Origin of the sequence: Candidatus Afararchaeum irisae, assembly GCA_034190545.1 — an archaeon.
In the GTDB taxonomy this organism is placed as follows: Archaea; Halobacteriota; Halobacteria; order Halobacteriales; family Afararchaeaceae; genus Afararchaeum; species Afararchaeum irisae.
Map to the genome: position 1 here is coordinate 1 of JAXIOF010000111.1, position 11,395 is coordinate 11,395.

General features: G+C 57.6%; 9 protein-coding genes and 1 tRNA gene. 5 read left to right on the plus strand and 5 right to left on the minus strand.

Annotated features, from left to right (window positions below; translation table 11 throughout):
* From SV253_10095 to alaS, 5 genes are all read right to left on the minus strand, one after another.
* Positions 1 to 72 (minus strand) — tRNA-Ala (locus SV253_10095).
* A 134-nt stretch (positions 73 to 206) separates the two neighbouring features.
* Entirely contained in the window at positions 207 to 1,277 is a 1,071-nt protein-coding gene (locus SV253_10100) for a M42 family metallopeptidase (protein MDY6776400.1), read from the minus strand.
* Between the two features lie 43 nt (positions 1,278 to 1,320).
* Positions 1,321 to 2,328 (minus strand): nucleoside recognition protein, encoded by a 1,008-nt coding sequence (locus SV253_10105; GenBank protein ID MDY6776401.1) that lies wholly within the window; start codon positions 2,326 to 2,328, stop codon positions 1,321 to 1,323.
* A 65-nt stretch (positions 2,329 to 2,393) separates the two neighbouring features.
* Positions 2,394 to 3,578, minus strand: coding sequence for a threonine synthase (gene thrC, locus SV253_10110; GenBank protein ID MDY6776402.1), 1,185 nt, complete (start codon positions 3,576 to 3,578; stop codon positions 2,394 to 2,396).
* Positions 3,575 to 6,403: an alanine--tRNA ligase gene (gene alaS, locus SV253_10115; GenBank protein ID MDY6776403.1), complete on the minus strand. Its 2,829-nt coding sequence runs from the start codon at positions 6,401 to 6,403 to the stop codon at positions 3,575 to 3,577. The genes thrC and alaS overlap by 4 nt, the downstream gene beginning before the upstream one ends.
* A gap of 152 nt (positions 6,404 to 6,555) precedes the next feature.
* Here alaS and SV253_10120 point away from each other — a divergent pair, with 152 nt between their 5' ends.
* From SV253_10120 to SV253_10140, 5 genes are all read left to right on the plus strand, one after another.
* Positions 6,556 to 7,290, plus strand: coding sequence for an MBL fold metallo-hydrolase (locus tag SV253_10120; protein ID MDY6776404.1), 735 nt, complete (start codon positions 6,556 to 6,558; stop codon positions 7,288 to 7,290).
* Between the two features lie 73 nt (positions 7,291 to 7,363).
* Entirely contained in the window at positions 7,364 to 8,251 is an 888-nt protein-coding gene (locus SV253_10125; GenBank protein MDY6776405.1) for a complex I NDUFA9 subunit family protein, read from the plus strand.
* 38 nt (positions 8,252 to 8,289) lie between these two features.
* Positions 8,290 to 8,916 carry a 2Fe-2S iron-sulfur cluster-binding protein gene (locus SV253_10130; GenBank protein ID MDY6776406.1) on the plus strand — a complete coding sequence of 209 codons (627 nt, stop codon included), beginning with the start codon at positions 8,290 to 8,292 and terminating at the stop codon, positions 8,914 to 8,916.
* Positions 8,917 to 8,980: 64 nt separating this feature from the next.
* Positions 8,981 to 10,210, plus strand: a complete 1,230-nt coding sequence (locus SV253_10135) for a proteasome-activating nucleotidase (GenBank protein ID MDY6776407.1) — start codon at positions 8,981 to 8,983, stop codon at positions 10,208 to 10,210.
* Between the two features lie 261 nt (positions 10,211 to 10,471).
* Positions 10,472 to 11,395, plus strand: a 924-nt coding sequence (locus tag SV253_10140) for a transposase (GenBank protein MDY6776408.1), incomplete at its 3' end; no start/stop codon positions are given.

Consider the following 11,395-nt stretch of genomic DNA (forward strand, 5'->3'; position numbering starts at 1 on the left):
TGGACTCGCCGGGATTTGAACCCGGGGCCTCTCCCATGCCAAGGGAGTGATCTACCCCTGATCTACGAGCCCTCTAACCCATACTTACGGGTGTCAGACCTTGAATACTTTGGTTTCATACCGGAGACAGACCTGTTTAAGATCTGTATCCGGTCTTCTGTCCCTCCGTTCGGTGTCAGACTGCGTCGTGCCGTGAGACTCTCGCCTCAGATACGTCTCAGGCTCTCGTCGGGATCTAGCTCCTCTACGAATCCCGCGAAGAGATCACGTGCATCTTCGAGATCGGAGAGACTCACGAGTTCGACGGGGGTGTGCATATAACGGTTCGGAATCCCGACGGAGGCAGAAGCTATTCCGCCGCGCGATACGTAGAAGGCGTCGGCGTCGGTGCCTCCACGTGTCATCATCGGCTCGTGCTGGAGTTCTATACCTCGGCTATCGGAGACTGTCTGGAGGTGTTCGAGGACACGGGGATGGTTCTCTCTCCCGTGTTTGAGCGCAGGTCCCTCACCCAGGTTTACCTCGCCGTGTCTCTCGCCCGTGAGACCAGGTATGTCGGTGGCGAAGGTGACGTCGACAACGAGGGCGATGTCAGGGTCGAGGTCGTAACCCACCATCTGTGCGCCCTTGAGACCGACCTCCTCCTGTACGGTCGCTACGGCGTGGAGTGTAACATCGAGTTTTTCGGGCTCGACCTGTCTCAGAACCTCCGCGGCGACCCAGATACCTATACGGTTGTCTATTCCGCGTCCCGCGACTACGTCGCCCTGGAGCCTCTCGAAACCGACATCGTAGGTCACGGGGTCACCGACTGAGACACCCGCGTCCTCGACATCCTCTCTGTCGTCGGCACCTATGTCAATCCAGAGATCTTCGAGATCGGGAACCTTCTCCCTGTCTTCGTCCTCCTGGAGATGTATCGGCTTACGTCCGACGACGCCCTTGATGTCTTCTCCGTCGTCGCGCGTGTGTACAGTGACGCGCTGTCCCTCGGCGACACCGGGGTCTATCCCACCGATACGTTCGACGTATATGTAGCCGTCGTCAGTGACATAACGCACCATCAAGCCGATCTCGTCGGCGTGTCCAGTCACGACGACCGAGGTGTCACAGCCGGGGTTTAGGGTCGCCGTCGTGTTGCCGTAGGCGTCTGTCTCGATCTCGTCGGCGAAGTCCTCGACCCTCTCACGCCAGTTTTCGAGGTTCTGAGTCTCGAAACCTGACGGGCTTGGGGTCTCTACGAGTCTTCTGAGGAACTCTAAGGAGTCGTCGTCCATGTCTGAGATACGGCGACTCACGTATAAAAACCACCGACGTGTCTCAGTAGAGAAGAAGAGCGACTGTCAACGATATAAAGATCACCTTGAGAGTCGTGTTGAGTATAATGACCTTCGAGCCGAACTTCGCTCCCCAGATACCGTACTGGAACGGGATCGACCGTCTGAATGTCGTGACTGCAAAAGAGACGATACCGCCTATCAGCATAGTCGCGACCGCCTGCCTAGGCGTGAAGGCGGTATCGAGCATCGGCGCGAGTGTGAGACTCCCGCTCGTGGTATCGATAGCATAGACGGCTATAACAGGAATACTCTCGCTCGGGAGACCCGTGACCTCGGCGATAGGCTGTCCGAAAGAGGTGAGAGACCTGACATCGTAGTTCTGAGTCAAGACGACGACTACGGTATAGATCACCGCGAGACGAGGGAGTATACTCCTGAGTGTCGAGGCACTCGATCCGAGGGCTTCGCGTGTTTTTTCTTTGGGTGTCCTCGTGTCGTCGTCGACATCGGTGTCGGTGTCTGTGTCGGTGTCAGTGCCAGCGTCGGTATCTACTTTCGAACCAGTGACCTCTGTCTCGTTCTCCCGAGATACATCGGAAAGGAGGAGTGCTCCCGCTGCGATTCCGACAGATGTAATCGAGAGGCTGATCGCCGCACGCGCCCCGACGTACATCAGCCCCACCTTGAGACCGAGTATAGGTATCAGAACTGGGGCGTAGAAAGTGAGTATATGCTGTGTGAAGCCGAAGAAGGTATTTATACTGACAGCGATCAGCGTCTCCGTGTCGTCTATCTTCCCCGACTCGCGGTACTCGGCGAGCATTCCGTAGCCAGCAGTCGTAGAGGCGGCGGTGGCGAGTATAGCGGTTCCGACTTCCTCGGGGAGGTTCGCCGCCTTAGTTATGGGACGCGCCACCGATGCTATGCGTTTTACGGCACCGAACTCGACGGCTATGTTAGCGAGAGACACTCCTACGCCTATCAGAAGGGCTATCTTGAGAACACGTGGAACAACCCTCGTGAGTACGAGTTCGACTATCGACTCCACGCCGTATATACGCTGAGAAAGACAAAAACTCCGTCGGTCTCCTCTTACTCTGATCTTCTCTACTCTTACTCTTCGAGAGCCTCTATTACCGCCTCGTCGGTGGCGTCTGCCTGAGTCGGACGTCCCGAGGCTTCGAGGGCTGCGTCGGGGTCTTTGAGGAGATGTCCCGTCGCGACCGATACAACAGTCTCGCCCTCGTCTATCTCGCCCGCCTCAATGAGGTCTGCGACTCCGGCGACCGAGGTCGCGCTCGCGGGCTCTACGCCTATTCCCTCTTCGGAGGCGAGTTTCGACTGGTAATCAGCGATAGTCTCGTCGTCGACCCACGTCGCGGTTCCGTCGGTGTCCTCTATCGCCCTTCCCGCCTTAGGCGCGTTGACGGGGTCGCCTATACGTATCGCCGTCGCCTTTGTCTCGGGCTGGTTGAAGGGTTCGAGAGGGCCGCCCTTCTTGACTGCGTGTGCGAACGGCGAGGCTCCTTTCGCCTGTACTCCCGTCATCTTCGGAAGCTCGTCTATGACCTCGGCGTTGTAGAGCTCACGGAATCCCTTATGGAGCGCGCTTATATTGCCCGCGTTTCCGACGGGAAGAACGACCCTGTCGGGAACCTCCCAGTCGAGCTGTTCGAGAACCTCGAAGGCTATCGTCTTCTGTCCCTCTAAGCGGTAGGGGTTGACGCTGTTGAGGACGTAGAAGTACTCCTTCTCGCCGAGAGACCTCACGATGTCGAGGCAGTCGTCGAAGTTGCCGTCGAGCTCTAAGACGTGGGCACCGTGCATCAGTGCCTGTGCTATCTTACCCATAGCGACCTTGTCCTGAGGCAGGAGAACCACTGCGGGTATGTCGGCTCCCGCGCCGTATGCGGCGAGCGCGGCACTCGTGTTACCCGTTGAGGCACATGCTACCCTCTCTATGCCGAGCTCTATAGCCTTAGAGACTCCGACTGTCATTCCTCTGTCCTTGAAGCTCCCCGTGGGGTTCATCCCCTCGTGTTTTATGTGTAGGTCGACTCCGAGCTCTTCGGAGAGCTTGTCGGCGTCGTAGAGGGGAGTACCGCCTTCCTGTAACGTCGAGTGGCTGTCGACGGGGAGAAGTGACGAGTATCTCCAGACTCCGAGGGGTCCCGAGAAGTCGGTTCTCGATGGCGTCACGTCGTACTTGACGTCTAAGAGAGCACCGCAGTCACACGTGTAACGCGGCTCGTCTCCCTTGTACGTCTCGCCGCACTCGATACACTCTAGCCAGCTCATGACAGATCCTCCTTGACCATGTCTACAACAGAGTCGAGAGCCTCGTCAAGCTTCTCCTTTTTGGGTCCTCCTCCCTGTCCGAACTCGGGTGATCCCCCTCCTCCGCCTCCGAGAGACTCAGAGAGACGTGAGGCTATCTCTCCGGCGTCTACGTCGACGCCCTCAGGCGATCCCACGACGACCTGGGCGTCTCCGTCTGTACTTGCAACGACTGCTACCTTGCCGTCTTCGACGAACGAGTTAGCCGAGGCGCGGAGAGCGTCTACGTCACCGTCTATCCTCTGTGTCACAACTGTAACTCCCTTGACTTCGGTCTCGTCTATCTCGCCGCCGCCTCCCGACGCACGTAGCTCGGCTATCTCCTTCTTGAGACGGTCTATCTCCTTTCCTCTCTCCTTCCACTCGTCGAAGAACCTCTCTGCTGTCTCGGGGACTTCGTCGGGTGAGACGCCTAAGACGTCGGCGGTCTCGTCGAGAAGCTCGTTCTCTTTCTGGATCGACTCGACTCCCTTCTCTCCCGCCGAGAACTCTATCCTCTCGACTCCGTCCTGTACACGTTCAGTTCCGAGTATCTTTATGACGCCTATGTCTCCTGTCCTGTCGACGTGGGTTCCTCCACACGCCTGTATGTCCTCACCGACCTCGACTATACGTATCTCCTCGCCCGGCGGGACACCTCCCTGGTAGAGGTCGAAGCCGTAGGTCTCCTCCGCCTCGTGTCTGTCTATCCACTCGTCGTCGACACGTATGTTCTCCATCACCCTCCTGTTCGCCTCGGTCTCGATCTCCTTGACCTCGTCGTCGGTGATACGTCTGTAATGTGTTACGTCTATACGTGAGCTCTCGACGCCCTTCTGTGCGCCCGCCTGACGTATGTGGTCGCCCAGAACCTCACGTGCGGCGTCTATGACTATATGGGTCGCGGTGTGGTGACGCATCAGAGACCGTCTCCTGTCGGCGTCTATACGTCCCTTGACTACGTCGCCCTTTCCCGGGTTCTCGTCTGTGTGGTGGAGTATCACGCCGTCGACCTTCTGTACGTCGTCGACACGTGCTGTCTTTCCGTCCCTCAGAACACCGTGGTCGGCGGGCTGTCCTCCTCCCTCGGGGTAGAAAAGCGTCTGGTCGAGGACGACTTCGTAACCCTCGCCGGATTCGTCCTCGAAGACATCGAGTACGACAGCCTCGAACTCGGTACGCTCGGGGTTATCGTAGTAGAGTGTCTCAGTCTCGGGGAGTCCCTCGACCTCTTCCTCTACGGCTCGTGTCTCATCTGACTCGGTCTCGGGAGCCTCGCCGCCTCTCTCCTCGTGGCGTCCGGCGACGCGTGAGTAGAAGTCGTCGGGTATCTCGACCTCTACGTCGTGTTCCTCAGCTATCTCCTCGACGGTCTCAGGCTGTATTCCGTGGGAGTCATAGAGCTCTATGAGATCGTCAACTGGAACCGGCTCGCCCGTTCCGGCGTACTCCTCTGTCGTCCTTCTCACGAGACGTTCTCCTCTTTCGAGTGTCTCTCGGTACTTCCCGACCTCTGTGTCGACTATGTCACGTATAGTGTCGCGGTCGCTGTATCCAAGACGTTTAGCCTGTCTGTCGACGAGCTCTGAGAGTTCGATCCCGAGTTCGAGGTCGTCCATCAGACGTACAGTCCGTCTCAGGACGAGACGTGCGAGGTATCCCGTGCCGACGTTACTCGGGACTATGCCGTCTCCGAGCATGTAGGCGAGTACCCGGGAGTGATCCGAGATAGCGAAGACGTTTTCGAGTGGCGTGAGTATCCTGTCGAGTTCGTCGAGCGTAATACCGACGTCGTCGGCGACCTGTTCCCTGACATGGCTCAGGTCGTCAACCTCGTCTGCGTCGAGCCTTCCGGCGAGACGCGCGACGTCAGAGAGTATCTCCTCCTCGTTTTCGGCGTGTTCTATCCCAGCCTCGTCTGTGAGATACTCTATCATCTCGGGATAGATAGCCTCGTAGACGGTCGAAGTTCCCTGACTCACCCAAGTGAAACGTTCGAGACCGTACCCCGTGTCGACTATGTAGTTGTCCATCTCGGAGTAACGGTTTCCGTCCTTCATGACGTACTCGCCGTCGTCGTCACGTTCGAGGTTCATGAAGACGAGCGTGGCGACCTCGACACCTCTCAGAATCACCTCGAATGCGGGACCTGCGTTTCCGCCTCCGACCCACGGCGACTCGACGTACGTAATTTCGTCCAAGGGCGCGCCGAGTGTCTCGAGGAGGCTGTCACAGTACTCGACTGTCTCTTCCTTCCAGTAGACCTCGCCCTCGTACGCGCCTCCCTCGGTACGCGAGTTGAAGGCGTGGTGTGCCATCATCTCGAATGCGAGTGTGTGACGTCCCGTCTTGCCGACGTTGTCGATGTCCTGCATACGTATACACGGCTGGGAGATACACAGAGGGTTCGCAGGAGGCGGTGTCTTGCCGCTCGTCACGAGAGGCTGGAAGTCATAGATCGACGCCTGTGTCAGAAGAACGTCGTCGCGCCACCTTGAGGCGTCTACGGGATAGGGCTCTATGCGTTCGTGGTCGTGGTTCTCGAAGAAGGACAGGAACTCCTCACGCATCTCCTCTAAGCTGTACTCGTCGTCGAATGGCGAGTTGTCGATGAAGGAGTAGTCCTCACACGGAGGCTCGCCACAGAGCTGTCTCGAAGAGTCGCGCGTCCAGAAGAAACGTCCGCAGTCGGTACACTGCTTACGGTCGAATCCGTTCTCCTCGAAGTAGTCGAGACGTAGAAGCTCAGATATGTCGCCGCCGTCACTCTTATCTCCGCTCTCGGCGGTCTCCTCGGCTGACTCCATCCCGCCGTCGGCGTCGATGTCGTGGTCGAACCCGTCTTCGAGACCTTCGGTCATGGAGGGTTCTAACCCGCGTGTTCGTAAAACGTTTTCTAAGCCTCTCCGACGCGCCGCGAAACAGAACTCACACAAGTCTGAGACACCGAGTAAGAAGTATGACCGACCTGAGGTTTCTCGGCACGGGTGCCGCGGTTCCGTCGGAGAGGGTACAGAGTGGCGTCTTAGTCGACGGGATACTCGTGGACTGTGGCAGCGGTGTCCTCCACCGTCTCGGACAGGCGGAGAGGGAAGACGACGCTACCTCCTTCGACGAGATAGAGGACATCTTAGTCTCACACACTCATATCGACCACGTCTCCGACATTCCGGCTCTGATGAAGGCAGACTGGATAGTCGGAAACGACTCCTTAAGGATTCACGGTCCACCGGGTACACGTGGGACGGTCGAGAGCCTCTTGGACGCCTACGACTACATGAAGGGACGCATAGACCTCGAAATCGAGGAGATACAGCCGGGTGAGAGCTTCGAAGCGGACGGAAGACAGATCGAGACTTACGAGACGTCACACACCGACGACTCGATGGGCTTCAGGATAGGAGACGTCGTCTACACGGGTGACACAGAGGTCATAGACGAGACAGTCGAGTTCTCCGAGGGCTGTGACCTACTCATACACGAATGTGCTTTCCCCGACGGGGTTGACGTCACGGGACACAGCCGTCCGTCGGACATAGCCGAGATCGCGCCCGACCTCGACGTCGGAGAGATATACCTCACACATCTCTATCCCCAGACGAGAGGGAAAGAACGTAAGATGAGACGTAAAGTAGCCGACGAGTTCGACGGCGACGTGAGCATACCCGACGACGGTGAGAGTCTGACGGTCTGACTTACGGTCGCGACTCGCCGGAAAGACGGCATCAGCCTCGGGTTTTAACCATCTCTATCACGTTTCTTAACTCATGTCCGTCATAGTCCTCGGAGGCACGGGCTTCGTAGGCTCGTACCTCGTGTCCGCGCTTGCCGAAAGAGGCTTCGACGTCGACGCCGCGTCGCGCCATCCTGAGACCACGAACACCGATGTCCCCGAGTCGGTCGGAACCGTGCGCGCAGATGTCTCAGACCCCGACAGCCTGGAGTTCGACGGCTACGACACCGTAGTCAATCTCGTGGGTCTGTCACCCCTCTTCAGCCCCAGCGGTGTGAGCTACCATCAGGTACATGTCGAGGGGACGAAGAACGTCGTGAAGGCGGCGGAGGACGCAGATGTCGAGAGATACGTCCATATGAGCGCGCTCGGAGCCGACCCCGGTGGGAGTACGGAGTACATACGTACGAAGGGAGTCGCCGAGAACTACGTCAAGAACTCGAACCTCGACTACCACGTCTTCAAGCCGTCTGTTATATTCGGTGACGGCGACGAGTTCATAAGCCAGTTCATCGATATAACCTCGAAGGCACCCTTCTTCCCACTCGTCGGAGGCGGAAGGACACGTTTTCAGCCAGTCTATGTAGAAGATCTCGCCGAGATGATGGCGGACGCCGCAACCGGAGAGGTGGAAGCCGACGGAGTCTACGAGATAGGCGGTCCCGAAGTTCTGACACTCAAGGACGTCGTGAGCCACGCCTTCAGGTACAACAGAAAGAAGCCGCGTTTCGTGCCCGTCCCGATGGCTGCGGCGAAGGCAGGTCTCTCAGTCGCCGAGATGATACCGTTCGTCTCGGTGGGACTCGACCAGTACAGGTCGCTCAAGTTCGACAACAGTACCGAGTCGAACGACGCGCCGGAGTTCGGCTACACCGACGACGAGCTCACTAGCTTAGGCGAGTACCTCGGTGTCGAAACGTAAAGAAAAGTTATTATCTATGTGGGACGTCTACAAAGCTCATGGAGAGCAAGACGGTCGATCCGGATCGCCTTGAGAGGGCGGGCGACTTCGAGATACCCGACGAACTTCGGGAGGCAGTAGACGAGGAGATCGAGTACCTCGAAGCAAACGGAAGAAACATAAAACGCGTCAGGCTGAGGGCTCGTGAGGGATCGAACGAGGTCTACCAGGCTACTATACACGCCGACGACGAGATGTACAGGATGTCTCTCGTCTCTCCCGACTCTAGCTACGTCTCACGTACTGTCTTCAGAAACCCCGAGTCGTTCGAGATAAAGGAGGAGGAAGAGGAGGAAGAAGCCGCTGAGGAGGAGGGTGGAGTCGAGGAAGACGTTCCCGAGGAGGAGCGCGAGGCGACCTACGAAATCGAGTTCGTCAAGGAGGGGAAGACTGTCGAGGTCAAGGGCGACGAGTACATACTCGACGCGGGAGAGGAAGCCGACCTCGACCTGCCCTTCGCTTGCCGAGAGGGGGAGTGTGTCGCGTGTGCGGCGCGTGTCGAGGGTGAGATAGACGAGCCGCGCGCCAACTCGATAAGCGAGGAGGACGAGGAGGAGGGCTACGCGCTCACGTGTGTCGCGATGCCGAGGTCGGATCTCAAGGTCTGGTCGAGCGAGAAGCCGTGAAGCCGAGTCCTTGTGACAATAACCCAAACCCCTTTTTATTAGGAGATACTACTCGAAGCTGTATATGAGTGATTTCTCGGACAACGTTGCAGATGCGGACGACGTTGACTCACCCGTCGACAGTGACAAGACTCCACAGGAACGTATAGAGGAGTTACAGGAGGAGGTCGAAAGCCTCCAGCGTAAGAACGAGAAGGTACGTGACGACCTTCTCGACGCTAACGCCGAGAAGAACAAGTATGAACAGAAGGTACAGCGTCTCAAGCACGAGAACGAGAAGCTCAAGCAGTCGCCCTTATTCGTGGCTACGGTAGAGGAGATTACCGACGAGGGCGTAATCATCAGACAGCACGGTAACAACCAGGAGGCACTCACGGAGGCACCCGAGAGACTGCGTGACGAGATCGATATAGGCACACGTGTCGCGGTCAACAACTCGCTCTCTGTCGTCGAGACACTCGAAGACTCGACAGACATGAGGGCACGTGTGATGGAGGTCTCCGAGAACCCCGAGGTGGGATACGAGGACATCGGAGGTCTCGACGACAAGATACAGGAGGTCTCCGAGACGGTCGAGATGCCTCTAAACGAGCCCGAGCTATTCGAGAACGCGGGGATCGAACCCCCGGGCGGCATACTCCTACACGGTCCCCCCGGCACGGGTAAGACGATGCTCGCAAAGGCGGTCGCCAACAGAACCGACGCGACCTTTATCAAGATGGCGGGAAGCGAGCTCGTCCACAAGTTCATAGGAGAGGGAGCACGTCTCGTCCGTGACCTCTTCGAGGTCGCGCGCCAGAAGTCGCCGAGTGTGATCTTCATAGACGAGATCGACGCAGTCGCCTCGAAACGTACCGACTCGAAGACGAGCGGCGACGCCGAGGTTCAGAGGACGATGATGCAGCTCCTGAGCGAGATGGACGGCTTCGACAGGAGAGGCGACGTCAAGATCATAGCCGCGACCAACAGGTTCGACATGCTCGACCGAGCCATACTCCGACCCGGAAGGTTCGACCGTCTGATAGAGGTTCCGCCCCCCGACGAGGAGGGACGTGCCGAGATATTCCAGGTACACACGCGTGACATGAAGACAGGAGAGATAGACTACGAGAGACTCGCACGTCTCACCGACGGCATGAGCGGAGCCGACATAAAGGCAGTCTGTACCGAGGCGGGTATGTTCGCTATACGTGACCGGAGAGACACTGTCGAGATGGGAGACTTCCTCGACGCCTACGACAAGGTACGTGACGACAAGAGCTCCGACGGTGAGTCGGGCAGGATGTTCGCGTAAGACAGTCTTCACGTCTCTGTCGGACAGGCTCTTTGTCTGTCGCTAGCTGGCTCTGTTTCTGGTTCATATAGAGGCAGCGCGGAAACCCACGGCTTTAGCCGTCCCCAGAACGCTTTGCGTTCTGGTGGGCTGCACAAGACCTTCGGTCTTGTGAACGTGGGAGGAAGCGCGCCACTTCTGAATCAAACCACGCATCTAGCCACGGCTGACTCCCCAACCTAAAATACAGCCATTAAATAATATAACTCCAATATTTGAACCGTGACGGTCGTCAGAAACCTCGAAATCAAGCTCGGCGTTGATAAGAACGCACACAGCGTTCTCGATGAGACGTTCGAGCAATTCCGCCAAGCCGCGCAACACGTCGCGGACTACGGCTGGTCTGACGACCCCACCGAAATAATCGACAGTAAGTCAGAACTCCACGACGCCACGTACTCCGACGTACGTGAAAAGACAGACCTCACTGCAAACCACGTCCAAGCCGCACGCAGCCTCGCCGCAAACGCACTCGGAAACTGCAAAGACCGTATCCTCGAAGACGGCAAGAAAGCGAGCAAACCCGAGTTCCGCGGTACCGTGGTCGTCTACGATGAGCGCACGATAACGTACAACGACGACCACTGCACTTTATCAACTACAGAAGACCGCGTTACCGTGGAATACATCGTACCCGAGGACACTCGCGGAACGCCGTTCGAAGAATACTGGGATAATCCCGAGTGGGAACGCGGTGAGGCCACGCTACACAAGCGCGACGGCACATACTACTTGCACGTATCAATGAAAAAGGAACGCGACGAAGACGAGGCGTCTGCCCCCGAGTACGGAGCGGTACTCGGCGTAGACCTCAACGTGGACGGTTACCTCGCCGTCACCTCGACTGGCGCGTTCCTCGGCAACGCAGATTACCTCAACCACAAGCGTGCAGAGTACGAACGGCGTCGTGGAAAGCTACAACAGACAGGCACGCGGAGCGCTCACTTGACGCTGAAATCCATCGGCAATCGGTTCTCAAATTGGAGCGAGGATTACTTGCATCGCGTCGCACTCGCACTAGTTCTCGAAGCGCGCCGACACGACTGCGATGCAATTGCGTTCGAGAACCTGGAACACATCCGAGAGCATATATCGAACGCTTCTAAGTTCCAGCAGTGGGCGTTCAACAAGCTCCAAGAACTCACG